The sequence below is a fragment of the Meiothermus luteus genome, from assembly GCF_003574085.1.
Classification (GTDB): Bacteria; Deinococcota; Deinococci; order Deinococcales; family Thermaceae; genus Meiothermus; species Meiothermus luteus.
In genome coordinates this window covers 25,705-51,245 of the sequence record NZ_QWKZ01000003.1, presented here as the reverse complement: position 1 = coordinate 51,245, position 25,541 = coordinate 25,705, and the positions used below count along the sequence as shown (strand labels likewise).

Genomic DNA, 25,541 nt, shown 5'->3' with positions numbered 1-25,541 from the left:
GGCCCCCAGCCCATCACCCCCCCCCGAGGCCCAAGCCAGCTTGCTGGAGGACGCTCGTTTTCAGCGAATCGTCCAGCTTTTTGGCGGGCGGCTGCGTCGGTTCTACCCCGAGGCGCAGGAGCAAGAGGAGCTCGAGGGGGCCCCTGAAGAGGAGCCGGACTGATCAGTCCCGGCCCGCCGAGAGCACCGCCAAAAAGGCCTCCTGGGGAACCTCCACCTTGCCGATAGCCTTGAGGCGCTTCTTCCCTTCCTTCTGCTTCTCCAAAAGCTTTTTCTTTCGGGTCACATCGCCCCCATAGCACTTGGCCAGGACGTCCTTGCGCAGGGCCTTCACAGTAGCCCGGGCGATAATCTTGCCCCCAATAGCGGCCTGGATGGGCACCGCAAACTGCTGCCGGGGAATCACCTCGGCGAGCTTGTCCACAATCTCCCGGGCGATGCTGTAGGCCTTCTCCTTGTGGGCGATGAAGGCCAGGGCGTCCACCGGCTCCTCGTTGACCAGGATGCTCACCTTGACCAAGTCGCCCTCCTGGTAGCCCATCTGCTCGTAGTCCATGGAGGCGTAGCCCCGGCTCAGCGACTTGAGGCGGTCGTGGAAGTCGTAGAGGATTTCCCCGAAGGGCACCTCGTAGACCAGCTCCACCCGCTTGCCCACGTAGTTCATGGTGCGCATACGGCCCCGCTTCTCCTGCAGAAGCTGCATGATGGGGCCCACGTACTCCTCAGGGGTGTAGACGGTAAGCTTCACATACGGCTCGTAGACGGCCTCTACCTTGTCCGGACTGGGCAGCTCGGAGGGGTTGTGAATCTCCACCTCCGCGCCATCAGTACGGCGAACCCGGTAGACCACGCTGGGAGCGGTGGAGATGAGCTCGAGGCCGAACTCCCGCTCGAGCCTCTCTTGCACAATCTCGGCGTGCAGAAGGCCCAAAAACCCACAGCGAAAACCAAACCCCAAGGCCTCCGAGGTCTCGGGCTCAAAGAAAAGCGCGGCGTCGTTGAGCTTGAGCTTCTCCAGGGCCTCGCGCAGCCGGTTGTAGTCCTGGGTGTCGGTAGGGTAGAGGCCGGCAAACACCACCGGCTTGGCCGGTTTGAAGCCCGGGTAGGGAGCGCTGCAGGGGTTCTGGGCCAGGGTGATGGTATCGCCCACCTGGGTCTCTCCAATCTCGCGGATGGCCGCGGTGAGCCAGCCCACCTCGCCGGGGCCCAGCTCGGCCACCGGCTCGAGGACCCCCGGCCGGAAGACACCCACCTTGTCCACGGTGAACTCCTTGCCCGTGGACCAGACCCGGATGAGGTCGCCGGGACGGAGGCGGCCGTCCATCACCCGCACGTAGGGGATGACCCCCTGGTAAGCGTCGTAGATGGAGTCAAAGATGAGGGCCTGGGTGGGGTTTTCCGGAGCCCCTTTGGGGGCTGGGATGCGGGCCACGATGGCCTCTAAAATCTCGTCCACCCCCTGCCCGGTTTTTCCGGAGGCGAAGATGCACTCCTCGGCCGGAATGCCCAGGACCTCCTCCACCTCGAGGGCTACCTCCAGCGGCTGGGCCCCCGGCAGGTCAATTTTGTTGATTACCGGAATGATGGTGTGCTCGTGTTCTAGGGCCAGGTAGAAGTTGGCGATGGTCTGGGCCTCCACCCCCTGCGAGGCGTCCACCACCAGCAACACCCCCTCCACCGCGGCCAAAGCCCGGCTCACCTCGTAGCCGAAGTCCACATGGCCGGGGGTGTCAATCAGGTTAAAGACATAGGTCTCCCCGGCTTTGCTCTCGTAGAAAAGCCGCACTGCGCTGGCCTTGATGGTGATGCCCCGCTCGCGCTCGAGCTCCAGAGAGTCCAAAAACTGGTCCCGCATCTCCCGCTCCGAGACCGCCCGGGTCACCTGGAGGATGCGGTCGGCCAGGGTGGACTTCCCGTGGTCCACGTGGGCGATGATGGAAAAGTTGCGAATCCGCTCCCGCACAGCCCACCCATTGTAGCCGATGGGCAAAGGACCTCCGTGAGGCGCGTTGACAGGGGCGGTGGGGTTCTGTAATGTTAGCACGACGAGGACAAGGGAGGTTCGCATGAGACGCCTTGGAACCCTAGCCGTTTTGGCCCTAGCCTCGCTGGGGATGGCCCAGACCAAGATCGGCAACTGCGAGGTCACCGGCCCTAAGGGGCAGTTCCCCATCCGGCCGGCCATCGCGGGCCAGCTCACGGTACAGACCAACCTGCCAGGCCCCGGCTTCTGGAACGGCGACAGCCCCGCCACCATCAAGGACGGCTTTGAGTACTGCCTGGCCGCCTATATCGCCCACCGGGCCGGCTTGGACAAGCTGGTGGTGCAAAACGTGGCCTGGGATGCCCTCATCGCAGGGCAGACCCGCAACTTTGACTTCGCCCTCTCCCAGATCACCATCACCGAGGCCCGCAAGAGGGTGGTGGACTTCTCTCGGCCCTACTTCTCCTCAGACATCGGCGTCCTGGTGCGCTCCGCCGACAAGGGCAAGTTCAGCTCCCCAGCCAGCCTGAAGACCGCCCGGATTGGGGTCCAGCAGGCCACCACCGCGGCCAAGTTCCTAAGCGAAACCCTCAAGCACCCCCAGAACCTGACCCGGGTCTTCCCCGATGTGGCCGGGGGCTTCACCGCGCTGCGGGCCGGGCAGATAGACGCCTTCGTCATAGACACCTCCATCGTGCTCTCTGAAGCAGCCAAGTCGGGCGGGGCGCTGGTGGTGGTGGGGCAGTTCCAGACCGGTGAGAACTACGGGGCCCTCTTCACCAAGGGCAACCCCAACCGGGCCCAGGTGGACAGAATCCTAGAGGCGCTGGAGAAGGAGGGGGTGCTCAAAAAGCTGGCCCAGACCTACCTGGCCAAGGAATGGGGGGTAGACCCCACCAGTGTGCCTATCTGGAAACCCTAAGCCATGCAACCCCCACCCCAAACACCCCCCTTCCTGCGTGGCGAGATTGAGGGCGTACACTGGCTGGTTTCGGTCTGGCTCAGGAACCTCGAGGAGGTTGAGGAGACGGTGGAACGGTGGGCCAGCGACCTTCCCCCCGAGGGGTTCTGGTGGGTGCCCGCGGCCCAGGCCAACCCCATCGGGGGGCTGGTGCGGCACATCGCTGGCTCCTCCTACCGGCTGCTCCTGCGGGGGCTGGGCCAGGAAATTCCCGAGGGACTGCGGCTGCGCCCGCCGGAGGAGCTAGCCCCCACGGGGGAACCCCCAAGCTCGGTGCTGGAGGTTTTCACCAGCCGGATGGGCGAAATCAAGGCCGCCTTGCGCAGGCTGCAGGACCAGGACTTACAGCGCATCGTCCGGGTAGGGCCCCACGAGGTCCGGGCGGTGTATGTCCTAGACCACATCGGGGCCCACGCCCAGCACCACGCCGGCCAGATCATCACCACCCGCAAGCTCTGGGAGGCCCAAAAGGGGTAGGTAGCCTCAGGTGGGCACCTCCCGCAGGGCCAAGGCGGTCTCCTCGGGCAGGGCGTCCATGGCAAAGGTCCCTGCGGCCACCTCGGTACCGGCCAGGTATTTGAGCTTATCGGCGGTGCGCAGGGCTGGGTAGAACTCCACGTGGAAGTGGAAGAAGGCCTCGGCTCCTTTGGGGGCCGCATGCAGGGCCATCACGTAGGGCATCGGCTTTTGGAAGAGGCCGTCCAGCTTGGCCACCACCTGGCCCAGGGCCTGTGCCAGGCTGTGCGTTTCCGCCGGGCTGAAGGCCCAAGGCCCCGGGCGGAAGGCCTTGGGAAAAACCCAGACCTCATAGGGGTAGCGGGCGAAAGGAGGCACGCAGGCCAGGGTGTGCTCGTCCTCCCAGACCGTGTAGGGGCCCAGGTGAGGCATAAGCTCCAGGAGAACCGGACCCCTCTGGAAAGCCTCGAGCTCCTTTTGCAAAACAGGGGGCACCCAGGGGTAGGCGTAGATTTGCCCGTGGGGGTGGTGGAGCGTCACCCCCACGGGCTCCCCTCGGTTCTCAAAGGGCATCACAAAGCGGATGGCCTCCCGGGCGTAGAGCTCCCGGTAGCGGTCGGCCCAGACCTGGACCAGAAGCTCGCGCCGCTCCGGGCTTAGGGTAGCCAGGCTGCCCGAGTCCTCAGGGGTAAAGACCACCACCTCGCAGTCGCCTTTGGCGTCGCGGGTAGGAACGGGTAACCCCAAAGGCGGCTCCCCCGCTTCGGGCGAAAGCGCTGGCCAGCGGTTTTGGAAGACCGCAACCTCAAAGTCCTCAAAGGGAATCTCGGTGGGGAACCCCCCCTTTTTGCTGGGGGCCAGTGGGTCGTACTCCTTAGGAGGCAGAAAGGTGCGGCCCTGGCGGCTGGCTGCGAAGACCACCCACTCCTGCCGCAAAGGATGCCAGCGGGCGTGGGAGCGGGCCTCTACCGCCAGTTCTCCTTCCTCCAAAGGTGGCAGGGTGTGGGGCTGCAGGCCGTAGAGGTAGAGCATCCGTCCATCTTTTTTGCGGTACGCGCGCTTATGTAGGGTTAGCTGGGTCATGGTCTTTTCCTATAGCCAACGCGAAAAATCCACTTCGCGCCCGTCTATCCTGAAGGTGTAAAACCCGGTCTGCTCCAGGGTAGGGCGGGCCAGGAGCCAGGCCTGAAGCTGCTCCCGCTCCTCCCCATCCAGCCACTCCGGAGGGTCGGAGATGGCCTTGAACTCAGCCACCAAGGCCAGGTCCTGCAGCACCGCCTTTTGCTCAGGGGTAAGCAGGTTGTAGCGGCTGCGAAAGAAGGCTACATCGGGGTCGGTGTGCACCAAGGGTTTGAGCCACAGCCGATGCAGGCTGGTGCGCAGGGCGTTGTAGGCGCTGGGGCCGGTGGGGTCGTGAAGGTAGAGCCTGCGGTCCTCGTTGTCCCAGTAAGGGGCCACGTCCGGCCCGATGCGCAGCCCATCTACCAACCCCAAGGAGGCCAGCACCGGCGCCCCACAGGCCAGCAAGTAGGTATCCTCTCCCACCGCCTCGCGAACAAGGCGCAGAGCCTCTCGGTAGGCCTCCTCGCGGGGCACCTCGAGGTGCCTTTTCCCCGGTAGGGCGGCGGCAAAAAGGAAGTCCAGCTTCAAGTAGCGGAACCCCCAGCCGCGCACCGTTCGCAACAGGGCCACCAGCCAGTCCTGCACCGCCGGCAAGGTCACATCCAGGGCGTAGTAGCCGCCCCAGTTGTTCCCCGCCAGCACCAACTCACCCGCCTCGTCACGCAGAAACCAGTCGGGGTGTTCCCGGTAGAGCTGGGAGCTGGGCCGGGCGATGAAGGGGGCCAGCCATAAACCTGGCGTGAGGCCTTGGGCCTGGGCCCGCAGGGCCAGGTAGTTCATGCCCGAGGGGAATTTATCGTTGGGTTCCCAGTCGCCGATGTTCTGCTGCCAGCCGTCGTCTACCTGAAACACCTCCAGAGGCAATCCCTGGAGGCCCGCGAGGGTCTGGAGGAGCCGGGCCTCGGAGATGTGGGTATAGTAGCCGTACCAACTACACCACACCCGGGGAGCGGGCTGCCGAGGGCGCACCCCCAGGGTGGCGGCCAGCAGCTCGGCGTAACGGGAAAGCACCTCCAGGGGCTCTCCATAGGCCAAAAACCACTGCAACTCGTGCTCCGCCTGCCCCTTTAGGTGAAGCCGGTCGGCCTCCACCCGGGCCCCAGGGCGCAAGGCCCCCAAAAAGAGCATCCGCCCGTCGTAGCCCTCCACCCCCCCAAGCCCGCTGCCGCCATGAACGGGCGAGAGGGCGTAGGCTGGGTCGTCGCACTGCGGGCGCCGCTCGGGCGGCAGGATGGGCTTGGGGCTCTCCTTCAGGCTGACCCAGGCCGCCTCGCTCCAGCTCTGCCAGCCGTGCTTGAAGAATGAAGTACGGCCAAAAGGGTGGCCTATTTGCACGGCCTTACCCTCTAGAAGATAACCCCCTAGGGTCTCCGTTGTCCGCTCAGCCTGCACCTGGAAGTCGTAGCCCTGTATCCGCATCCCCTACCCCTTAAAGACGCTCAAATTATAGGGAGCCACCTCCCTACCCCCCAGCAAGAAGCGAGCGCCCTCAGGGGCCGGCACGAGGCAGGGTTCTGGGCTGTAGTTGAAGGCGAAAACCCAAGGGCCCCTCCGCCGCAGCCGCAACCCCTCCGGCAGGGTCTGGGGCGAGAGCCCCGCGGCTCGAGCCTGCTGGGCCAAGCAGGCCTGGAGAAATTCCAACTCCGGCCAGAAGGCCAGGTATAAGCAGTTCCCATCCCGGTACAAGGCGCCCTTGCCATCGGCAAAGCGGGCCTCGGGCACCAGCCTGCTCTCCACCCACTCCCTCCAGACCCCCACAGCCCAGGTCTTTCCGCCCCACTCCAAGGACTCCCAAAGCCCCGGCGGCAGGCTTTCCACCCGCACCACCTTGAGGGGCAGCAGCTCCTGCAAGGGCCCTGGGGGCAGGCTAGGGGGTATGCCCAGCGACTCGGTCTTGGAGCCGCTGCGCGGCCCCAGGATCAGAGGGCCGGTGAAAGCCTGGAGGGCCCTTAGGGCCGCTTCCCGCACGATGGGCAGGCTGGGCACCACCACCATCCGGTAGGGGCTAAGGTCGGCTCCTGGAGACACAAAGTCCACGTCCAGCCCCAGCCGGCGCAGGGCCTGGTAGAAGCGCCAGACCAGGTCTCGGTAGACGAACTCTTTTCCCTGGGGTTGAATCGAAAAAACCCAGTCGGCCTCGTAATCAAAGACTAGGGCCACCGGCGCGGGGCCGCTAGGAGGCAGGGAGCCCAGGTTCTGGAGTTCTTCGGCTACTTGTTTGGCCTCGAAAAAGCCCACGTCGGGCTCAAAGTCGGGGCGGTTTAGCCCGGCGTGAAACTGCTCCTGGGCCTTGGGAAACTGTCGCCAGCGGAAGTAGCTCACCACCTCGGCCCCGTGGGCCAGGGCCTCCCAGGTCCATAGCCGCACCATGCCGGGGGCCGGGGAGGGGTTGTGGTGGGCCCAGTTCACCGGCCCCGGCTGCTGCTCCATCACCCACCAGCGGGGCTTGACCCCGCGGTAGAGGTCGTGGTGGAAGGCCGCCATGTCGGGGTGGCCGGTGCGGGCGTAGCGGATTTTCTCCTCCTCGGTGCAGGGCAGCACGTCCATGTCGGTAAAGCCCAGGGGGTAGCTGTCCCAGCCGGCGATGTCCAGGTCTTGGGCCAGCTTGAAGTGGTCAAAGTCCGGAGTGTAGCCCATGAAGTTGTGCACCACAAAGCGCCCTGGCGAGTGGGCCCGCAGGATTTCCACCTGCATCCGGTTGAAGCTGGCTACCTGCTCCGAGCTGAAGCGGTAGAACTCGAGCCAGTGGGCAGGGTTGGCCTCGGTGACGGTCTGGTTGGGCAGACCAATCTCCTCAAAGCTGCGGTACTCCATGCTCCAGAAGACGTTGCCCCAGGCCTCGTTCAGCGCATCAATGTCCTTGTAGCGGGCCTGGAGCCACTCCCGGAAAGCCCGCAGGTCCTCGGGGCCGTAGCTGCGGGTGGTGTCGTGGCAGCCGTACTCGTTGTCGGTCTGCCAGCCCGCTACGTGGGGGTTCTGGCCGTAGCGCTGGGCCAGCAGGGTCACAATGCGGCGGGCCTCCTCACGATAGACCCGGCTGCTGAAGCTGTAGTGGCGGCGCGAGCCAAAGCCGCGTACCCGGCCCTCTTTATCCACCGCCAGGATGTCTGGGTGGCGGTCTACCAGCCACTTGGGCGGGGTGGCGGTGGGGGTGCCCAGCACCACCCTTAGGCCGGCCTGGCCCAGGGTTTCGATGGCCTCGTCCAGCCAGGCCCAGGTAAAGCGGCCCGGCTCTGGTTCTATACGGCTCCAGGCAAACTCACCGATACGAACGTAGGTGAGGCCCAGTTCGCGCATACGACGGGCATCCTCGGCCCAGCGCTCGCAGGGCCAGTGTTCGGGGTAGTAGCAGACGCCTAACATAGCAAACTCCCATCCAGCGGCATGCGGCCGCTCGAGCCCAAAACCAAGGGGTCAGCTCAATCCTTAACGCCTCCCGCGGTGATGCCCGCGATAAAGTAGCGCTGAAGAAAGAGGAAAAGCACTAGGAAGGGCAGGGTGGTCATAACCGCTCCCACCATAATCCCGCCCCACGAAACCCGGGTCAGCCCGATGAGGGAACCCAGGGCCACCGGGGCGGTCTGCATGTTCTTGTCTGAAAGCACCAAAAGAGGCCATAGATAATCGTTCCAGGCGTTCAGAAAGAGAATGATGGCCAAGGCCGCCATCGCCGGAAGCACCAGCGGCAGGGCGATGCGGAAAAAGATACGCAGCTCGCTCGCCCCATCCAGGCGGGCCGCTTCCAGCAGGCTCTGTGGCAGGCTCAGAAAGTTCTGCCGCATGAAGAACACCCCCAGGCTGTTGGCCAAAGCGGGCAGAATCACCGCCCAATAGGTGTTGGTCAGGCGAAACTCAAAGGCCATGGCCTCCCGAACAGCCGTTACCCCCCAGAGCAAATAGGCCAGCGCCAACACCCCCCAGCCCAGCCAGAGCCCCCGCCGGGGCCATAGGGGCAGCCTAAGCCAGGCCAAGGCCAAGGCCATAAGGCCAAAGGCCGCCATGCCCAGGAAAACCGCCAGCAGGGTCTTGGCCTCCCGGGCTATCAGAATGAACTGGGGAATCACCACTGCAAAGTAGGGGATGGTCAGGGTGGCGATCACCAGCGAGAACAGCGCGCCCTTTCCAAAAAACTGGTAACGGGCAAAAGCGTAGCCGGCCAGGCTGGTCAGGAAGAGCGAGAGCAGGGTGTACAACCCTGAGACCACCACGCTGTTGAAAAGGCTGCGCACAAAGTTGGTGTCCGCCTGGAGGTTCTGCAGGTTGGCCCAGAACTGGTCGCCGGGCAGCAAAGGGGTGGGGGTGCTGAAGATGGCCGTCTCGAGGTGGGTGGAGAAGACCAGCATCAGCCACAGCGGGGCCAGCCACAAGAGGGCCAACGGGGTCAGGAACAGGTGCAACCCAAGGCTGCGCCACCAAAGCCGCCGCTTCATGACTCCCTCCCGAAAAGCCTTAGCTGGATAAGCGAAAAGACCAGGGCCAGCAGGGTGATGACGTAGGCAATGGTCGAGGCGTAGCCAAAGTTGATGTTCTGGAAACCTTGGCGGTAGAGATAGACCCCCAAGGTGGTGGTGGCGGTGCCGGGGCCGCCGTTGGTGATGAGCCAGGGCTCGGTGAAAAGCTGCAGGGTGCCGATAATGGAGAGCACCAAGCAAAAAAGCAGCACCGGCCTTAGGCTGGGCAAGGTAACGTACCAAAACTGCTGCCAGGGGCTTGCCCCATCCATCTCGGCTGCCTCATAAAGCTCCTTGGGAATGTTCTGGAGGCCGGCCAGAATGATGATGGCGTTGTAGCCCGTCCAGCGCCAGGTAAGGGCCACGATGATCACCACCATGGCTCCCACAGGGTCAAAAATCCAGTTAAAGTCCAGGCCCAAAGCCGCGTTCACCGCGCCGTTCTGATTGAAAAGCAGGCGAAACACCGCGGAATAGGCCACCGCCCCCACCACCACCGGGGCAAAAAAGGCAAAGCGGAAGAACCCCCGGGCCTTCAGCAGGTGGGAATTGAGGGCCACGGCCAGCGCCGTGGCCAGGGTCAGCATTAGGGGCACTTGGATGACCAAAATCAGCAGGGTGTTGCGCAAGGCGTCCCAGAAAGCCGAGTCCCGCAGGATACGGCCCCAGTTGACCCCCAGGTCCCAGACCGGAGGGTAGACCCGGGTGTTCTGAAACGAGAGCAGCAAAGAGTCCAGTATCGGCCAGGCCCAAAAGAGGGCGAAGACCGCCAGGTAGGGCAGCAAAAACAAGTAGGGCGTGGCTCCAGGCTTCACACCAACTCCAAATAAAACCGAAAAACTGGGGGTGAGGGCCGCCTCACCCCCAGGTTGGGGCACCTATCGGGCAACGGGCAGACCGGTGGCCTGGGAAATCTGCTGAGCAGCGGCGTCAAGAGCCGCCTTGGCACTAGGGAAGCGCCCGGCTACGTAGTCGGCCTGGGTCTTGACCATGATGGCCCGGGCCTCCTGGAAGAACTGGGTGCCCCGGGCTGCCGGAACGCTGCCTAGGGTGCCCAGAATCACCTGCCAGATGCGCTGGTTGCCCCAGTAGGGCTGGGGTTGCTGCACGTAGGGATCACGGGTGGCCGCAAGCAAGGAGGGGACCAGGCCATACTGCTTGAGCATGGTAATCTGGCCCTCGGTGGTGGCCAAGGCGTAGCGGACAAAGGCCCAGGCCGCCTCTTTGTTGCGCGAGGAGGCCGGGATGGCCAGGGCCGAGCCACCCAGGTTGGCGGCCCGCACCCCACCCGGCCGCGAGGCCGGCATGGGGTAGACCCCCCACTTTCCGCTTTGTTCAGGGGCGTTGGAGCGGATGGTGCCTTCGTACCAGGCACCAAACATGCTGGTGGCCACGGTGCCGGCCTTGAAGGCCTGAATCTGCTCGTTCCAACCTCCTTGGAGCACGATCCCAGCGTCAATCAGCCGCTTGACCGTTTCCAAAGCGGTCACGCAGCCAGGCTGGTTTACCGTGACCGCGGTGCCCTCGTTGTTGAAGTAGAAGCAGCCGTTCTGGTTGGCCAGCATGCGGAACCACTCATCGTCCTGGCCGTTGGCGATGACCCCCACCTTGACCCGGTTGTTGGTAGCGGCGGCAATTTTCCTACCCGCGGCGATGAAGTCGTCCCAGGTGCGGATGGTGTTGGGGTTGACCCCGGCTTGGCTGTAGATGTCACGACGGTAGAACATCACCACCGGCCCAGAGTCCCAGGGAATAGCGTAAACCCTATTCCCCATGGTGAGTTCGGTCCATTTAAAAGCTGGGAAAAGGTTACGCAGGGTGGAAGCCGCAGGCTGCAGGGTGTTGAGGTCGGTAAAGCAGTTCGGGAAGCGGGTCCAGAAGACCTCGGCCTCGTTGTTCTCCACCGAGTACACGTCGGGCAGGTCGCCTCCCCCAGCTGCACACCCGGCCAGGCCGCGGTCGTAGGTGGCCTGGTTGCCCAGGTCAACCACCGTGACCTTAACGTTGGGGAAGAGCTTGTTGAAGCCGGGGACGTTGGCCTCCAAGGCCTTGGCGGCAATGTCCCAGCTCCACACCGTGATCTCCCCCCGCAGATTGGGGTTCCCCTGTATCTGTTGGGCCAGGGCCGAGGAAAGGGCCAAGGCCGTGCCTAGCGCCAGGATTGCTCTCATCTACTCCTCCTCGCAAGCCTTTCTCGGGGCAGCAAGGCCCACCGGTGGGCTTCTTAGCCGGTTGGTTCCCCGTCAAAGGTTCAAGGGGAGTCTAAAGGGACTTCTTTTTTCTTGTCAATAGTTACAAATGCTTTCGCTTTTCATCCCCTAGGGGCCACCGCCACCTCGAGCCCCCCCTCCCGCAAGCGCACCAGGTCCTCGGGCTTGGCCTTGTGATCCGTAATCAGCAGCCGGGCCGCACGCAGCGGGGCTATGCGGGCCGCCGCCACCTGCATCAGCTTGCTGTGGTCCGCGAGCACCACGGTTTCGCGAGCGGCCTCAATCATGGCCCGCTTAATCTCGGCCTCCTGCAGGTTGGTGTTGGTAAAGCCCTTCTCGGGGTGAACCCCGTTGCAACCAATGAAAGCCTTGTCGGCGTTAATCTCGCGCAGGAGCAGGGTACCGTAGGGGTTGACCAAGGAGTGCTGCAAGGGGCGCAGGGTGCCCCCGGTCACGATGACCGTGAGGCCCGGGTGGGCCTCCAGCAGAAGGGCGATGTTGAGCGCGCTGGTAATCACCACCACGTTCCTCAGGTGCATCGGGAGGGCCCGGGCCAGCTCGGTGGTGGTGCTCCCCACGTCCAGGATCAGGGTCTCGCCATCGCGCACCAATCCGGCCGCGTAACGCCCAATGCTCTCCTTCTCCCGGGCATGGACCTGCCGGGTCTCCTCCAGGGGGAGCTCAAACCGCTTGGCCTCGGCGGGCACCGCGCCCCCTCGAGTCCGGCGCAACAGCCCCTGCCGCTCCAGGTACTCCAGGTCGGCCCGAATCGTTACTGCCGAAACCCTGAAGCGCTGGGCCAAAGCCCCAACCTCAACCCGCCCCTCCTGGCGCAAGGTTTTCAGGATTTCCTGGTGGCGCAAGGTGGCCTCGAGGGAGGGCATAGCGAAAGCATACGAAAGTGTCCACAAGAAGGCAAACCAGCCCTTCACTCCTCCTCAGGCAGCAGCGGCAGAAAAACGGTAAAGCGGGTCTCCCCGGGCCGGCTGGCCACCCGAATCTCCCCACCATGGGCCTCGGCAATTTGCTTGGCGATGGCCAGGCCCAGCCCGGTGCCCCCCTCAGGCCCCCGGGTGAAGCGGGTAAAAAGCCGGGGCATTATCTCTGGGGCAATGCCCGGCCCCTGGTCTATCACCGAAAACACCGCCCAAGGCTGTCTGGGAGGTTTCATCTCGGGGGTGGAGGTGGTGCGGACCTCACCGGCCGACCCGTAGGGGTCAGGGGGGTTGTCGGTGGGCTCCCTCACCGTCCAGACCCGTACCCGCACCTTCTCGGGGCTACCCGCAGCCCGCACCGCGTTGGCGATAAGGTTCCGCGCAAGCTGTAGGAGGCGGTCCGGATCGCCCAGCACCTCGGGGAACCCAGGCGGAGCCTCGAGGCGGACCCCAGGGTACTCCCCCACCGCCTGGCGCAGCAGGTCCACCAGGTTGACGATGTGGGGGTTCACGCTCCGCTCGGCCTCCCCTCGAGCCAGGGCCAGCAGGTCCTGCACCATACGGGCGGTGTGCGCGGCGATTCTACGGGCCCGCTCGAGCGTCTCGGTATCGCCTGGGTTGCGGGCCAGCCGATCCAGGTAGCCGCTCAGGGAGGTCAGAGGGGTACGCAACTCATGGGACACCTCGGCCAAAAAGGCCCGCTCGCGCTCTTGGGCCTCCCTCAGCTCGCGCAACAGGTCGTTGACCTTCTCCACCATCACCCCCAGGTCGTCCTTGGGGCCGGTGTAGGGGATGGGCTCGAGGTTGCGGGACCCCCTTCGCTCCACCTCCGAGGCCGCGCGGTGCAGGGGAACCAAGGAAAGCCGGGCCGCCAGCACGATGAGGAGGGCCCCCAAGGGCAACAAAAAGGCCATCCCCTGCACCAAGGTGTTGCGCACCGTAGCGGAGATAGCCTCAATGTAGCGGGTGTCCTGGCTCACCGCCACCACCGCCCCAGGGATGGCCTGGTAGGCGGCCATAAAGTGAGGCGCGTAATAGGGCCTGGGGTTGCGGTCCGCCGCGCGGATGTAGGCCTCGGGCACCCGGTGCTCAAAGCCGTGGCTGGGGGCGATCAAGAGCTCCCCGCTGGTGCTGTAAAAGCTCACCACCACCGGACCTGAGCGGGGCAGGCTAATCTCCCCTGCCCGCCCCGAAGCGTACAGCTCGGCCACCTCGCCCACATAGCGCAAAAGAATGCGCTCCACATGGCCATAAAGCCCGATGTTGATGCTGTAGAGGGCGATGCCCAGGGTCAGGGCCAGAATCAGCACCCAAAGGGCAACGTAGGCCAGAATCAGGCGGGCGCGGAAGGACATGGTGGGGCCAGCCTACTCGGCGTCGCGCTGGCGTAGCGCGTAGCCCACCCCCCGCACGGTGCGCAAGTAGCCGTAGGCCCCAGCCTCGCGCAGTTTGGCTCGCAGGTTGGCGATGTGCACATCCACCACGTTGGAGTCGCGCTCGAGCTGCCGTCCCCAAAGGCGCTCCTCTATCTCCTGCCGGCTGAAGACCTTACCCGCCCGGCTGGCCAGGAGCGAAAGCAGCTCGAACTCCTTGGGGGAGAGCCGTATCTCCTGCCCCTCAAAAAAGACCTGGCGCTTAGCAATGTGCACCTCCAACCCCCCCACGCTCACCTGCTCACCGCCTTCCCGGTGGCGAAGCTGCACCTGGATGCGGGCCAGCAGCTCAGCGGGGTGGAAGGGCTTCACAATGTAGTCGTCGGCCCCATCGGAGAGCAGGCTCACCTTCCGCTCCACGGCGTCGGCCGCGGTCAAGACGATGATGGGCACCTCGTAGCCGGCCCGGATGCGGCGGGCCACCTCGCCGCCGTCCAGGTCGGGCAAGCCCAGGTCAAGGATAACCAGGTCCGGCACCGCCTCGCGCAGACGAATCAGGCCGGACATTCCCCCAGGCGCCCAGTCCACAGTAAAACCGGCCTCACCCAGCTCGAGCTGCAAGAGGTGGGCGATCTCTGGGTCGTCCTCAATCAGGAGTATGCGTTTCATCGAACCTCCGGCAAGACCCGCCCGTTGGGCAGGTTAAGGCGGTATGTGCGGGTAAGGAGCTCGCTCAGGCTAATCCGCTCACCTTGTATGAGCAGGACCACATCCCCGCCAGGGGTCGTAACCCCATTGTAGGGCGGGCGGTACCCTCCATCCACGCGGAAAAGCACCCGTACCTCCCGGTTGGCGGGGGCGGCCAGCTTGCTCTGCAGCACCAGGTTGCGCTGCTCCACATGCCAGACCACGTATACCGTAAGCAGGTCAGGGGACACCACGCGAATCTCGCTTCCAGGGGGAATCTGGGGCAGGTTCGGCAGGGGCGATAGCGCCAACACAAAGGCCAACACCAGACTCCGCATCGTCCCCCCACTATGCAGGGCTACCCGAACAGACCCATGGGACTCCAGTAAAGGGCATTTTAACGTAACGCGGAGCAGGCACGGCCAGGTATAATACCAACCACCTTGGCCTCCATGCTAGGGCGAGAAGCCGGGCTTAGGGTTTAGCATTTCTTTAGCCTGGCTCCCCTCACCTCGAGGAAGCCCCCAATCGTATAATCAAACCTCCTGGATGCTTGTTTATGCATCCGCGCTTGGGAGGCACGCTGTGGTAAAACCCCCGAAACCCGTAGCCAAAGGCCGCGACTTCCTTTCCAATCTAGACCTCTCCCCTGCCGAGTACCGCGCCGTCCTAGACACCGCCCACGCCATGAAGCGGGGCGAGTTTAGGGGCCTAAAACCTCTGGAGGGTCAGACCCTGGCGATGATTTTTGAGAAGCCCTCCTTGCGCACCCGCACCACCTTCGAGGTGGCCATGAACCAGCTCGGTGGGCACGCCATCCACCTGACCAACGCCGAGATTGGCCTAGGCACCCGGGAGCCGGTCCGGGACATCGCGTTGAATCTGGAACGCTGGGTGGACGCCATCATGGCCAGGGTTTACCTGCACTCCACCTTGGAGGAATTGGCCCGCTACTCCTCAAAACCAGTCATCAACGGGCTTTCCGACCTGCTGCACCCCGTTCAGCTCCTGGCCGATTACCAGACCATAGAGGAACACTTCGGCAGCACCAAAGGCCTGCGGGTAACCTACATCGGCGACGGCAACAACATGGCCAACGCCCACATCCAGTGCGCAGTGCTCTCCGGGGTTAAGCTCACCGTAGCCACGCCAAGGGGCTACGAGCCCAACGCGGTTATCTACATGGAGGCCCTGCGGCTGGGCGCCGACGTGACCCTGACCCATGACCCGGTGGCCGCGGTGGAAGGGGCCCAGGTGCTCTACACCGATGTCTGGGTCTCCATGGGCCAGGAGGCGGAGGCCAGCCAGCGGCGCAAGGTCAAGGACTTCGCCGGCTTCCAGGTGACCCCTGAAACCCTGGAGAGGATAGACCCCGATGGAATATTTCTGCACTGCCTGCCCGCTCACTACGGGGAGGAGGTGGTGGAGGAGGCCACCTTGCACAAAAAGTCGCGGGTCTTTGACCAGGCTGAAAACCGGCTGCACGCACAGAAAGCCCTGCTATATCACCTGCTTGGCTGAGGTCCGGCCTAAGGAGCAGCGATGGCTAAACCCAAGGTCTTCATAGACGGCGAGGCCGGGACCACCGGCTTGCAAATTCGCGCCCGGCTGAAAAACCGCACCGACCTAGAGCTCCTCTCTATTGACCCCGCCCGGCGCAAGGACGAGGCCGAGCGCAAACGGCTCCTGAACGAAGCGGACGTGGCTATTCTCTGCCTTCACGACGAGCTCTCCAAAGCAGCGGTGACCATGCTGGAAAATCCCCACACCCGGGTCCTGGACGCCAGCTCAGCCCACCGGGTGGCGGAGGGCTGGGTCTATGGTTTTCCCGAGCTCACCCCCGAGCAGCCCCAGCGCATCCGCGAGGCCCGCTTTGTCGCCAACCCCGGCTGCTACCCCACCGGGGTCATCGCCCTGCTGCGCCCCTTGGTGGACGCCGGCCTCCTCCCCCCTACCTTCCCCATCTCGGTCCACGCCATCTCGGGGTACTCAGGGGGAGGGCGGCAGCTTATTGAGGCCATGGAGGGGCGGGGCGAGCACCGCCTGGCCGGCGACTACCGGGCCTACGGCCTGGAGCTTGCCCACAAGCACATCCCCGAGATGACCCTCTACGCCCGGCTGGAGCGTCCTCCCATCTTCACCCCGGCGGTGGCCCGCTTCCGCCAGGGAATGCTTGACTTCATCCCGCTGCACCTGTGGGCCCTACCCAAAAAGACCACCGGCGCCGAGTTGCACGAAGCCCTGGCCGAGCGCTACGCGGGCCAGCGCTTCATCCGGGTAATGCCCCTCGAGACCTATGGGGCCCACCACCCGGTCCTCGACCCCCAGGCCCTCAACGGCACCAACCTGTTGGAGCTCTTCGTCTTTGAGAACCCTAAACAGGAGCAAGCCCTTTTGGTGGCCCGCTTTGACAACCTGGGCAAGGGGGCCTCAGGGGCAGCGGTGCAAAACCTGGACATCATGCTCGGGCTGGAAGGCCCCCACACCTACGAGTACCCTGGAGACTAGGGTGCAAAACGTCACGCTGTACCTTGACTACCTCTGCCCCTTTGCCTGGCGAGGGCTGGAGCTGGTCTACGCCGCGGCACCCTACCTGGGCCTGGAAATCACCCTTCGGCACTTCAGCCTAGAGCAGCACAATCACCCTCAAAACCGAGGCCTGGCGCAAAACCCGGCCTGGCGCATCGCACAGCAACCCCGCAGCGGCCCCCGTGGCCTTCTGGCCTTCTTGGCCTCCCACGCCGCCCGACAGCAGGGCAGCGCCGCCCACCTGCGCTTCGCCCTTAGCCTCCTTCGCCTGCACCACCAAGAAGGCCGCCCCCTTGACGAGGAAAGCTGCGTGGAAGCGGCCCAGCGGGCGGGTTTGGAGCTAGAACGCTTCCTGGCTGACCTGGAGGAAGAGGAGGCCCGGCGCAAGGAGCTCACCTACGACCTGGAGGCAGCCGCCGAGCTGGGCGTCTTTGGCACCCCTACCTTCGTGCTGCCCTCAGGCGACGCCGCCTACTTCCGGTTCACTCACCTCACCGTTGAGCCCGAGCTGGCAGTGAACCTGTGGGAGCTCTTCACGGCTTTTCTGCACAACGGGGCCCACGTGGAGACCCTCAAGCGGCCTCAGCGCCAGCAAGGCGCCTAAAAGCGCCTCACAAAACCGGCAAAGGCTGCCTGGCCTTCGGGTAGCATGGGGGGCGTGGACGTCTTGGAGCTTTACCGCACGACCGGGGCCCTCCTAGAGGGGCACTTTTTATTGCGTTCTGGGCGGCATTCGCCGAAATTTCTGCAAAGCGCCACCCTGCTCCAACACCCCCTCTACGCCGAGGCCGTGGGGCAGGCCCTAGCGGAGCTCTTTGAGGAGCCGGTGGACTTCGTCGTAGGGCCGGCCATGGGCGGGGTGGTCCTCTCCTTCGTAACCGCCAAGGCCCTGGGGGCACGGGCCCTCTTCGCGGAAAAGGACGGACAGGGAGGGATGCGGATACGCGAGGGGCTCACCGTCCACCCCGGGGAGCGCTTCTTGGCTGTGGAGGATGTGGTTACCACCGGGGGCTCGGTGCAGCAGGCCATCTGGGCCGCCGAGCGCAAAGGGGGCCGCTGTGTGGGGGTGGGGGCCATCGTGGACCGCAGCGCGGGGCGGGCCGAGTTCGGAGCCCCCTTCCGGGCGCTTCTGCGGCTTGACTTTCCCACCTACACCCCAGAGTCCTGTCCCCTTTGCCAAAGGGGGGTGCCCTTACAAGAGGTCTAGCCGGGCTGGTAGGCTTATGATGATGCTAAAGGCCGCTCGAGCCCTCCTTCTGTGCCTGCTGGCAGGCTTCACCCTGGCCCAGTCCAACTTGGAAACCGCCCGCCAAGCCGTGCTGGACTGGCAGGCCGGAAAATACCGGGTAGACCCCGCCCAAGCCATCGGCAAGCCTACCGAGGAGGCCATCCGGCTTCTGGAGCGCAGCCTGGCCTTCCCTGACCCCCCCCGGGACCTCTCGGTAAACCTGGACGAGCCCCTGGAGGACACCACCCCCCGGGGCAGCGTGGTGTCCTTCCCGGCCACCGCAGGCGGCCGCGGAGGGGAGGTGCGGGTCACCCTGCGGGAAGGCCAGGTCACCCGCATCGGCTTCGCCCCTGAAGGGGGCCTGCTGCCCCTCTGGCTCAAAAGCCCCCTCACCTGGACCCTCTTTGTGGCCCTCTCGCTGGGCTGGTTGCTGGCCCTGCGCGGCAACAACCCCCTCTCCCGCGGCTGGGTGGAAGGCTGGACCCTGGTACAGCAGCACCGCGGCCTTTATCTAGGCACAAACATCGGCCTATACGGGCTTTTTGCCTTGGGAAGCCTGGTGGCCTATGCCAGCCCTGAGCTGGTGCGGCTAACCCAGGAGCTGGTAGGAGGGGCCCTGGAACAGATCGGTCTAGGGGGCGCGCTGGGCGGAGGGGTGCTCAGCCTGGCGGTGGTGATCTTCTACTGGAACCTGGCCAACGGCCTTCTGCTCACCACCGCAGTACCGGCGCTTCTTCTGGGAATCCCCGCCCTTTTGTTCAACGCTCTGCGCTACTTCGTGTTGGGCTTCGCCCTTAGCCCGGTGGCGCTGCCCACCCTCAACTACCTGCTGCACCTTCCGACCATCGTGATCGAGCTGCAAGCCTACATCCTGGTTACCTTTGGGGGGCTGGTGCTGTTGACCAAGACCCTACGGGGTGAGGGCTATCGGGCCGGCCTGCGGGCCCTGGGCCACACGATCTACCTGGGGACCTTCTTCCTACTCGTAGGCGCTTGGTACGAGGCTTTCTCTGTTCTGGTGCTCATGCGGCCTTGACCGCGCCGACCATGCTCCACCCCACAGCCCTAACCAAACCCAAGGCTCGAGCCCAACCCTCCCAAGACCCCATCGCGGTGCTGGGCGCTGGGGCTTGGGGCACTGCGCTTGCGCTTTTGGCCTCCTCCAAGGGCATCCCCGTCTACCTGTGGGCCCGCCGGGCTGAGCACGCCCAAGCCATGCAAGAGGAGCGGCAGAACCAGGAGTACCTGCCCGGAGCCCTCTTCCCCGAACACCTCCACCCCACCGCCGACGCCGAAGAGGCCCTGGCCAGGGCCCAGTTCGCGGTGGTAGCAGTGCCCTCCAGGGGGCTGCGGGAAACCCTACAAGGCCTGCCCAAGGCCCCGGCCTACGTTTCGGCGGTGAAGGGCCTGCTCTTCGCCGAAAACCACCTCCTGCGGATAAGCCAGGTAATCCAGGAGGCTACCAGGGTGGACCGCTTAGCGGCGCTCTCAGGCCCCAACCTGGCCGAAGAAGTGGCCCGATTCCTGCCCGCGGCCGCCGTGGCCGCCTCCCGCGACCCCGCCCTGGCCCAACAGGTGCAGCAAGTCTTCAGTGGCCCCAGCTTCCGGGTCTACACAACCCACGACCTGGTGGGGGTGGAGCTGGGCGGTGCGCTCAAAAACGTGATCGCCTTGGCCGCAGGCATGGTGGACGGCCTGGGACTGGGGGACAACGCCAAGGCCGCCCTTATCACCCGTGGGCTGCGGGAGATCATCCGGTTCGGGATAGCCCAGGGAGCCCAGGAGGCCACTTTTATGGGCCTCTCAGGCCTGGGCGACCTCATCGCCACTGCCCACAGCCCCCTCTCCCGAAACCGCAGCGCGGGGGAGCAGCTTGTAAGAGGACGAACCCTGGACCATCTGGAGGCTCAAAAATCGGTGGTAGAGGGAATCTACACGGTAAAAGCCCTGCACGCCTGGGATCAGGCCACCGGAGCCGACCTGCCCATCACCGAGGCGGTGTACCGGGTCGTCTACCTAGGAGCCGACCCCCTAGAGGAACTCTCCCGGCTGATGGGGCGTGAGGCTAAGCCCGAGTAGACCGGTCTTATTGCTGGGCTGCGGTGGCCTTGTAATCCTTGTAGGTTTCGCGCAGCTTAGACTTCAGGAACTTGCCGGTGCTGGTGCGGGGAATCTCGTCCACAAAAACGTACCCATCGGGCAGCCACCACTTGGCGAAGCGGGGCTCGAGGAAGGCCCTTAGCTCCTCCGGTGTGGCGCTCTGCCCCTCCTTGAGGACCACCACCGCCAGCGGGCGTTCGTCCCACTTGGGGTCGGGGATGGCGATGACCGCGGCCTCCTTGACCGCGGGGTGGGCCATCAGGGCATTCTCCAGGTCAATTGAGCTAATCCACTCGCCGCCGGACTTGATCAGGTCTTTGGTGCGGTCGGCAATGCGAATATAGCCCTCGGGGTCAATGGCCACCACATCCCCAGTGCGGAACCAGCCGTCCGGGGTCCACTTGTCGGACTCCGCCTCGAGGTTGTAGTAGCTCCTGGCCACCCAGGGCCCCCGCACCTGCAGCTCGCCCAGCGAGCGCCCATCCCAGGGCACCTCGCCCTGCTCGCCCACCGCCCGAATCTCCACCCAGGGGGTGGGCAGGCCCTGCTGGGCCCGGTAACGGTAGGCCACCTCGGGGTCACCCAGCAGGTGCCGCTTGAGCCGGCTCACGGTGCCCAGGGGGCTCATCTCGGTCATGCCCCAGGCGTGGAGCACGGTGTGGCCCAGCCGGTCGAAGGCCCGGATCATGGCCTCGGGGGCCGCGCTGCCCCCCACCACCATCTCCATGGGCCTCAGCCGCCAGCGGGTGGGCTCCTTCTCCAGGGCCTGCAGCACCCCCAGCCAGATGGTGGGCACCCCGGCGGTCTTGTTCACCCCCTCCGCCTCAAACAGGTCCAGCAGGCTCACCGCGTCCAGGTGTGGCCCCGGCAGCACCAGTTTGCAGCCCGTCATTACCCCGGTGTAGGGCAGCCCCCAGGCCAGCACGTGGAACATGGGCACCACCGGCAGGAGCACATCGCGGCTGGAGAGGTTCAGGGCGTCCGGCAGGGCCGAGCCCAGGCTGTGCAGGGCAATGGAGCGGTGGGAGTACACCACCCCCTTGGGCTTCCCGGTGGTGCCAGAGGTGTAGCACATCCCGGCGGCCTCTTGCTCACTTAGCTCGGGGTAGGCGAAGCCCTCGTCCCCCGTGGCCAGGAAGTCCTCGTAGCTCTCCAAGCCCTCCGGCACCGGCTGCCCCGTGAGGGGCACCACCAGCACCCGCTCGAGCCGGACGTGGGGCCGGATGGCCTCGTAAAGCCCCAGGAGCACATCGTCCACGATCAGGATTTTGTCCTGGGCGTGGTTCACGATGTAGGCGATATCCGAGGGATGGAGCCTAAGGTTCAAAGGGTGCACCACACCCCCCGCCACCGGAACCCCGAAGTAGGCCTCGAGGTGGGCGTAGGTGTTCCAGGAGAGGGTCGCCACCCGCTCGCCCCTTTGCAACCCAGCCTTTTGCAAAGCCGAGGCCAGCTGGCGGGCCCGGCGGTAGAACTCGGCGTAGGTGTAGCGGTGGAGCGACCTGTCGGGCAGCCGGGTCACGACCTCCTCTTGGGGGAAGAACTTCCCTGCCCGCTCCAGGATGTGCACCAGGGTAAGGGGAAAATCCATCATGGTGGACTGCATAGGCTCCTCCTTAGGCTTTGGTTGCAATTGTACGACTTAAAAGCGCAAAGCCCTCCCTTGGTCCTGGGGAAGGGCTTTGGGTCCTCAGGCTCAGAAGGTGAAAAACGCCGGCACGAACTCGTAGGCGTTGCCCGCCCGGCGCACGTATCCCACCCCCGGCCAGGCGAAGTGGTAGCCCACCACCATAATCCGCTCTGCCGCCGCGGTCTGCCAAAGCCGAGCCCGGGTGGCCACGGCCTGCTGGGGATTAGCGTCAAAGCCCAGGTAATGGTCGGGGAAGCGGAGGGAGAGGATGTAGTGCCCGCCCGCGTCGCCCAGGTGCCACAGCGTCCGGCCGCCCGAGCTCACCTGCACCGCCATATGCCCCACGGTGTGCCCAGGGGTGTCCACCACCGTCACCCCAGGGGCAATCTCGGCCCCGCCGCGCACCCGGGTAAAGCGGTTCTGAAGGGCGGCCAGGTTGGCTGGGGGGTTGGCCTGGGAAAGCCAGAACTGAAGCTCCGTCTCCCCGATGATGTGCTGGGCGTTTGCAAAGACCGGCTGGCCGTCCCGCACCAGACCGCCGATGTGGTCGCCGTGGCCGTGGGTGATAAAGACGATGTTGATATCAGCGGGCCTGAGTCCAGCGTTGGCCATGTTCGCCAGAAGCTGCCCGGCCTGGCCCCGGCCAGTATCCACCAGCACCTTGACCCGCCCAGTGTCAATCACCATAGGGTTGAAGTTGTTGATGAACTGGCTGGGGTCCAGGAAGTGTTCCCGCAAGGCGGCGGCAAACTCTGCCTGTCGGCCCGGGTTGGCCCCCCAGTTGGGGAAAGCATTGCCCGGCGCGCTTTGACCATCGCTCAGGACGGTGAGGGTGTAGTCTTCCAACTTGAAACGATAAAACCCCGCCCCGTTGGGCAAAGGCGGGCTTTGCTGGGCCATGGCAGGCATTGTGCCCACTGCGGCCGCCGCACCGGTAGCCCCTATAAACCGTAGCGCTCCCCGTCTTGAAACCTTGCTCATACAGCCTCCTTTTCTAATGCCCCTAGCTGGCAGGTTACCGGAAAAAACCATAACGGTAGGCTTCCCTTTATAAAGCTGTCCTAGCTCACACTGCCTCGAGCCGCCGCCGGGCTAGACCCGCCTCGAGGTGAGCCCTGCGCAAGGGCTCAGGAAGCCGGGTTTTCCCGGGAAGGGTACGGACAAAGGCTAAAGCCTCCTCCATGCCCACCCGATGGCCAGGAGAGATGTAGAGGGGCCGCACCCCTTTGCGGCTGCGGTAGACCCAGCCCACCTGAACCCCGCCCATCAGAAGCCGCACGCATGCGCCAGCCTCCACGGGTAGTTCCCCTTCTGGATGGCCGCATAGGAGGCTCTTGGCCACCCCGATGGCCGGGAGGTCCAGCTGCACCCCCAGATGGGCCGCAATGCCTAGGCCACGGGGATGGGCCACACCTTGCCCGTCCACGAGAAGGGCCTGGGGAGAACGGGATAACCGGGCCAAAGCCACCAGGTAAAGAGGAGCCTCGCGAAAGGATAGGAAGCCGGGCACATAGGGAAAGAGCTCCACCTCCTCAGCCTGGGCCACAGCCACCTCCACCACCCGCCCAGCCTCTAGGTCCCAAAGCACCGCTACAGCCACCGAGAGGCCCACCCCAGCAGAGAATCGTGGTGGATGGGAGGCGTCCAGCGCGGCCAAGTAGCGCACGCCCTGCAGCCCCCCCCCAAGCGCTACCCGCTGGGCCAAGGTTTGCTGCAGTGCCGCCGCTTCTTTCAGGTCAAAGGGGATTCGCATCCAGCCCTTATGCTACAATCGCCACTTGGTGTGGACTCCCTTAACCTTGGTCTTAGCAACTCGGGGTACAAAGGGCTTAGAAAGGGTCGCCAAAGGGGCTCCAAAAGAAAAATGGCGCACCCGACAGGACTCGAACCTGTGGCCTTTCGCTCCGGAGGCGAACGCTCTATCCACTGAGCTACGGGTGCATCAGCACCAAGAAGGGTAGCACCGAAAGAGGAGGCAGTCAAGTGTTTGGAATCAGCAAGAGGGTAGTTGGGGTTGTCTTTGGCGTCCTGGCCCTGGCTTTTGTGGTGGGCTCAATTCTGCTCTTCACCCCCCAAGGCCAGCGCAACCCCCAAGGAAAAACGGTGCTGACCGTGAACGGCCGCGCGGTCAGCGAGCTCGAGCTGGCCCGGGCCCGACAAAGCGACGCCATTCTGAGCACCAACCCCCAAGGGCTGCTGAAGAACCTGGCGGAGATTAACTTCGCCGACCGCTTCATCATCACTACCGCGCTCTTGCAGGACACCGCCCGCATCCGGGTCTCCAGCGGGGAGCTTAGAAAGGAACTGGACAGCATCAAAGAGCGCTTCGGCCTGCAGAAAAAGGAAGACTACGACCGCTTCTTGACCCAGGTGGGCTACACCGACGCCCAGCTCAGGGGCGAGCTGCGCGACCAAATCCGCATAAATAAGCGGGTGGAGGAAATCCAGAAGAAAGCCGAGCCCACCGAGGAGGAGATGCGGCTCTACTTTGAGCTCAACCGGGAGCAGTACAGGAACGAGGAGCGGGTGCTGGCCCGCCAGATCGTGCTTGACGACAAGGCCACCGCGGAAAAGGTCTACGCCCAAGCCACGGCCCCGGGCGCCGACTTCGCAGCCCTCGCCAAGGCCCACTCCAAGCTCAACGCCGAACAGGGCGGGGCCCTGGGGGCCGAGGCGGGGAAGAGCGAGCCAGGCCCAGTGACCCGGGTGGTCTTCCCCAACGCGGTGGCGGAGGCGGTCTTTAAGCTCCGCGATGGCCAGATTACCAAGCCCATTGAGGCCGGAGGGCGCTTCTACATCGTGAAGGTAGAAAAGTACCTGCCCGCCAGCGATGTGGCCTTTGAGGAGGTCAAAGACCGGGTTCGGGAGGACGCCAAGCGGGTCAAAGGCCAGGGGGCGCTGGAAGCCTACCTCGAGGGGCTGCGGGCCAAGGCCAGTGTGAAGGTGGCTGAAGGGGCCGAGTTCCGCTACGAAAACCCGGTGGTGGCCAAGGTGGGGGACGCGGAGATCCGCCTCGCCGAGGTGACCCAAATCGTCTTCGCCAACCCTCAGGTGCTCCAGCTTTTCCAGCAGGGCCTAGGCGAGCTGGCGTTGCAGTTCTTCCTACCCCAGACCCTGGAGCAGCTCATCAACCGGGAAGCCGTCGTACAAGCAGCCAAGGGGCTGGGCCAGCCCTTCTTCGGCACCAAGACCGACATCGCCAACCAGGCCCAGCAGTGGAAAACCCGCGACATCACCGTTACCGACGCCGAGGTGCGCAAGTACTACGACTCCAACCTGGCCAGCTTCACCATCCCGGCCTCGGCCCGGGTGCAGGCGGTCAGCTTCAAGGGGGAGGACCGGGCCAAGGCCGAGGCCTTCCGGGCTGCAGCCCTAAAAGGCGGCAAGCTCGAGGACCTGGCCAAGGCCAACGGGGGTACCGTGCAGGACTACGGGACGGCCAACCCCGGCACCCTGCCCCCGGTACCCAATCGGCTGGTCTTCCTAACCCGGGGCGGCTTCCCCAAAGGCCCTCTGGGCGAGGTGAGCGAGGTGGTGAAGCTAGAGGACGGCAGCTTCCAGGTGCTCATCGTGAACGACCGCAAGGCCGAGGTGCTGCGCCCCTTTGAGGAGGTCAAAGAGGAGGCCCGCCAGATGGTGTTGGCCAGCCGCCGGGCCGAGGCCGCCCAGAAGTGGGTGGAAGAGGTGCGCAAGGCTGCCAAGGTGGAGAACAACCTGCAAAAGGTGCTGGCCGCCCTCACCCCCAAGGAGGAACCCAAGAAGGAGGAGGGCCGCTCTAGCTCGGGCTCGAGCGCGCCCCAAAACCAGCCGGGCCAGAACCCCTCCAACCGCTAGCCCCAGGCCCTCCCCATGGGGAGGGCTTTTTATTTTGCCGT

General features: G+C 64.8%; 23 protein-coding genes and 1 tRNA gene. 9 read left to right on the top strand and 15 right to left on the bottom strand.

Annotation, left to right across the window (positions count from 1 at the left end; all coding sequences use genetic code 11):
- Positions 1 to 163 precede the first annotated feature (163 nt).
- Complete coding sequence (lepA, locus tag Mlute_RS01110) at positions 164 to 1,963, bottom strand: translation elongation factor 4 (protein ID WP_119358931.1); 1,800 nt, start codon at positions 1,961 to 1,963, stop codon at positions 164 to 166.
- Positions 1,964 to 2,066: 103 nt separating this feature from the next.
- Between lepA and Mlute_RS01105 the strand changes: the two genes are divergently transcribed.
- Together Mlute_RS01105 and Mlute_RS01100 are read left to right on the top strand one after the other, a co-directional pair.
- A complete protein-coding gene (locus Mlute_RS01105) occupies positions 2,067 to 2,906 on the top strand; it encodes an ABC transporter substrate-binding protein (protein ID WP_119358930.1) in 840 nt (279 codons plus the stop codon).
- 3 nt (positions 2,907 to 2,909) lie between these two features.
- Positions 2,910 to 3,422, top strand: a complete 513-nt coding sequence (locus Mlute_RS01100; protein ID WP_119358929.1) for a DinB family protein — start codon at positions 2,910 to 2,912, stop codon at positions 3,420 to 3,422.
- Positions 3,423 to 3,428: 6 nt separating this feature from the next.
- Here the strand turns inward: Mlute_RS01100 and galT are convergent, their stop codons facing one another.
- The 10 genes from galT to Mlute_RS01050 form a co-directional block, all read right to left on the bottom strand.
- Positions 3,429 to 4,484: a galactose-1-phosphate uridylyltransferase gene (gene galT, locus Mlute_RS01095; RefSeq protein ID WP_119358928.1), complete on the bottom strand. Its 1,056-nt coding sequence runs from the start codon at positions 4,482 to 4,484 to the stop codon at positions 3,429 to 3,431.
- A 9-nt stretch (positions 4,485 to 4,493) separates the two neighbouring features.
- On the bottom strand, positions 4,494 to 5,942 hold the full coding sequence (locus Mlute_RS01090; protein WP_119358927.1) for a glycoside hydrolase family 36 protein: 1,449 nt from the start codon (positions 5,940 to 5,942) through the stop codon (positions 4,494 to 4,496).
- Between the two features lie 3 nt (positions 5,943 to 5,945).
- Positions 5,946 to 7,886 carry a beta-galactosidase gene (locus Mlute_RS01085; protein WP_119358926.1) on the bottom strand — a complete coding sequence of 647 codons (1,941 nt, stop codon included), beginning with the start codon at positions 7,884 to 7,886 and terminating at the stop codon, positions 5,946 to 5,948.
- A 56-nt stretch (positions 7,887 to 7,942) separates the two neighbouring features.
- Positions 7,943 to 8,953: a carbohydrate ABC transporter permease gene (locus Mlute_RS01080; RefSeq protein ID WP_119358925.1), complete on the bottom strand. Its 1,011-nt coding sequence runs from the start codon at positions 8,951 to 8,953 to the stop codon at positions 7,943 to 7,945.
- The gene (locus Mlute_RS01075) at positions 8,950 to 9,789 is read right to left on the bottom strand and encodes a carbohydrate ABC transporter permease (RefSeq protein WP_119358936.1); all 840 of its coding nucleotides are present in this window, start codon (positions 9,787 to 9,789) and stop codon (positions 8,950 to 8,952) included. The genes Mlute_RS01080 and Mlute_RS01075 overlap by 4 nt, the downstream gene beginning before the upstream one ends.
- Before the next feature lie 63 nt (positions 9,790 to 9,852).
- Positions 9,853 to 11,145 (bottom strand): ABC transporter substrate-binding protein, encoded by a 1,293-nt coding sequence (locus tag Mlute_RS01070; RefSeq protein WP_119358924.1) that lies wholly within the window; start codon positions 11,143 to 11,145, stop codon positions 9,853 to 9,855.
- A gap of 140 nt (positions 11,146 to 11,285) precedes the next feature.
- Positions 11,286 to 12,068, bottom strand: a complete 783-nt coding sequence (locus tag Mlute_RS01065) for a DeoR/GlpR family DNA-binding transcription regulator (RefSeq protein WP_119358923.1) — start codon at positions 12,066 to 12,068, stop codon at positions 11,286 to 11,288.
- 44 nt (positions 12,069 to 12,112) lie between these two features.
- The gene (locus tag Mlute_RS01060) at positions 12,113 to 13,474 is read right to left on the bottom strand and encodes a sensor histidine kinase (protein ID WP_119358922.1); all 1,362 of its coding nucleotides are present in this window, start codon (positions 13,472 to 13,474) and stop codon (positions 12,113 to 12,115) included.
- A 12-nt stretch (positions 13,475 to 13,486) separates the two neighbouring features.
- Positions 13,487 to 14,161, bottom strand: coding sequence for a response regulator transcription factor (locus Mlute_RS01055; RefSeq protein ID WP_119358921.1), 675 nt, complete (start codon positions 14,159 to 14,161; stop codon positions 13,487 to 13,489).
- A complete protein-coding gene (locus Mlute_RS01050) occupies positions 14,158 to 14,517 on the bottom strand; it encodes a hypothetical protein (protein ID WP_119358920.1) in 360 nt (119 codons plus the stop codon). The genes Mlute_RS01055 and Mlute_RS01050 overlap by 4 nt, the downstream gene beginning before the upstream one ends.
- A 247-nt stretch (positions 14,518 to 14,764) precedes the next feature.
- Between Mlute_RS01050 and argF the strand changes: the two genes are divergently transcribed.
- From argF to Mlute_RS01020, 6 genes are read left to right on the top strand one after another with little or no spacing between them, the layout of a single operon-like run.
- Positions 14,765 to 15,700, top strand: coding sequence for an ornithine carbamoyltransferase (gene argF, locus Mlute_RS01045; protein ID WP_119358935.1), 936 nt, complete (start codon positions 14,765 to 14,767; stop codon positions 15,698 to 15,700).
- Positions 15,701 to 15,721: 21 nt separating this feature from the next.
- Positions 15,722 to 16,687, top strand: a complete 966-nt coding sequence (argC, locus tag Mlute_RS01040) for an N-acetyl-gamma-glutamyl-phosphate reductase (RefSeq protein ID WP_119358919.1) — start codon at positions 15,722 to 15,724, stop codon at positions 16,685 to 16,687.
- 1 nt (position 16,688) lies between these two features.
- Positions 16,689 to 17,312, top strand: coding sequence for a DsbA family oxidoreductase (locus Mlute_RS01035; protein WP_119358918.1), 624 nt, complete (start codon positions 16,689 to 16,691; stop codon positions 17,310 to 17,312).
- 54 nt (positions 17,313 to 17,366) lie between these two features.
- The gene (gene pyrE, locus Mlute_RS01030) at positions 17,367 to 17,915 is read left to right on the top strand and encodes an orotate phosphoribosyltransferase (RefSeq protein ID WP_119358934.1); all 549 of its coding nucleotides are present in this window, start codon (positions 17,367 to 17,369) and stop codon (positions 17,913 to 17,915) included.
- Positions 17,916 to 17,931: 16 nt separating this feature from the next.
- A complete protein-coding gene (locus Mlute_RS01025; RefSeq protein WP_245958796.1) occupies positions 17,932 to 18,972 on the top strand; it encodes a stage II sporulation protein M in 1,041 nt (346 codons plus the stop codon).
- An 11-nt stretch (positions 18,973 to 18,983) separates the two neighbouring features.
- A complete protein-coding gene (locus tag Mlute_RS01020) occupies positions 18,984 to 20,015 on the top strand; it encodes an NAD(P)H-dependent glycerol-3-phosphate dehydrogenase (RefSeq protein WP_119358916.1) in 1,032 nt (343 codons plus the stop codon).
- Positions 20,016 to 20,022: 7 nt separating this feature from the next.
- Here Mlute_RS01020 and Mlute_RS01015 read toward each other — a convergent pair whose 3' ends face one another.
- The 4 genes from Mlute_RS01015 to Mlute_RS01000 form a co-directional block, all read right to left on the bottom strand.
- Positions 20,023 to 21,642 (bottom strand): long-chain fatty acid--CoA ligase, encoded by a 1,620-nt coding sequence (locus Mlute_RS01015; protein WP_119358915.1) that lies wholly within the window; start codon positions 21,640 to 21,642, stop codon positions 20,023 to 20,025.
- A gap of 90 nt (positions 21,643 to 21,732) precedes the next feature.
- Positions 21,733 to 22,647 (bottom strand): MBL fold metallo-hydrolase, encoded by a 915-nt coding sequence (locus Mlute_RS01010; protein ID WP_119358914.1) that lies wholly within the window; start codon positions 22,645 to 22,647, stop codon positions 21,733 to 21,735.
- Between the two features lie 85 nt (positions 22,648 to 22,732).
- Positions 22,733 to 23,419, bottom strand: coding sequence for an endonuclease V (locus Mlute_RS01005; RefSeq protein WP_119358913.1), 687 nt, complete (start codon positions 23,417 to 23,419; stop codon positions 22,733 to 22,735).
- Positions 23,420 to 23,531: 112 nt separating this feature from the next.
- Positions 23,532 to 23,607, bottom strand: a tRNA-Arg gene (locus Mlute_RS01000).
- Between the two features lie 42 nt (positions 23,608 to 23,649).
- On the opposite strand from Mlute_RS01000, the gene Mlute_RS00995 reads away from it, so the two are divergent.
- Positions 23,650 to 25,500, top strand: coding sequence for a peptidyl-prolyl cis-trans isomerase (locus Mlute_RS00995; protein WP_119358912.1), 1,851 nt, complete (start codon positions 23,650 to 23,652; stop codon positions 25,498 to 25,500).
- Positions 25,501 to 25,541 lie beyond the last annotated feature (41 nt).

Excerpts from the sequence above, each read along its gene's own strand:
- Mlute_RS01090 (WP_119358927.1), bottom strand. The coding sequence starts at position 5,942 with ATGCGGATACAGGGCTACGACTTCCAGGTGCAGGCTGAGCGGACAACG.
- Mlute_RS01055 (WP_119358921.1), bottom strand. The coding sequence starts at position 14,161 with ATGAAACGCATACTCCTGATTGAGGACGACCCAGAGATCGCCCACCTC.
- Mlute_RS01025 (WP_245958796.1), top strand. The coding sequence starts at position 17,932 with ATGATGATGCTAAAGGCCGCTCGAGCCCTCCTTCTGTGCCTGCTGGCA.
- Mlute_RS01050 (WP_119358920.1), bottom strand. The coding sequence starts at position 14,517 with ATGCGGAGTCTGGTGTTGGCCTTTGTGTTGGCGCTATCGCCCCTGCCG.
- Mlute_RS01060 (WP_119358922.1), bottom strand. The coding sequence starts at position 13,474 with ATGTCCTTCCGCGCCCGCCTGATTCTGGCCTACGTTGCCCTTTGGGTG.
- Mlute_RS01085 (WP_119358926.1), bottom strand. The coding sequence starts at position 7,886 with ATGTTAGGCGTCTGCTACTACCCCGAACACTGGCCCTGCGAGCGCTGG.
- Mlute_RS01070 (WP_119358924.1), bottom strand. The coding sequence starts at position 11,145 with ATGAGAGCAATCCTGGCGCTAGGCACGGCCTTGGCCCTTTCCTCGGCC.
- Mlute_RS01020 (WP_119358916.1), top strand. The coding sequence starts at position 18,984 with ATGCTCCACCCCACAGCCCTAACCAAACCCAAGGCTCGAGCCCAACCC.
- Mlute_RS01005 (WP_119358913.1), bottom strand. The coding sequence starts at position 23,419 with ATGCGAATCCCCTTTGACCTGAAAGAAGCGGCGGCACTGCAGCAAACC.
- galT (WP_119358928.1), bottom strand. The coding sequence starts at position 4,484 with ATGACCCAGCTAACCCTACATAAGCGCGCGTACCGCAAAAAAGATGGA.
- argC (WP_119358919.1), top strand. The coding sequence starts at position 15,722 with ATGGCTAAACCCAAGGTCTTCATAGACGGCGAGGCCGGGACCACCGGC.
- Mlute_RS01080 (WP_119358925.1), bottom strand. The coding sequence starts at position 8,953 with ATGAAGCGGCGGCTTTGGTGGCGCAGCCTTGGGTTGCACCTGTTCCTG.
- Mlute_RS01010 (WP_119358914.1), bottom strand. The coding sequence starts at position 22,647 with ATGAGCAAGGTTTCAAGACGGGGAGCGCTACGGTTTATAGGGGCTACC.
- Mlute_RS01015 (WP_119358915.1), bottom strand. The coding sequence starts at position 21,642 with ATGCAGTCCACCATGATGGATTTTCCCCTTACCCTGGTGCACATCCTG.
- Mlute_RS01105 (WP_119358930.1), top strand. The coding sequence starts at position 2,067 with ATGAGACGCCTTGGAACCCTAGCCGTTTTGGCCCTAGCCTCGCTGGGG.
- Mlute_RS01100 (WP_119358929.1), top strand. The coding sequence starts at position 2,910 with ATGCAACCCCCACCCCAAACACCCCCCTTCCTGCGTGGCGAGATTGAG.
- Mlute_RS01065 (WP_119358923.1), bottom strand. The coding sequence starts at position 12,068 with ATGCCCTCCCTCGAGGCCACCTTGCGCCACCAGGAAATCCTGAAAACC.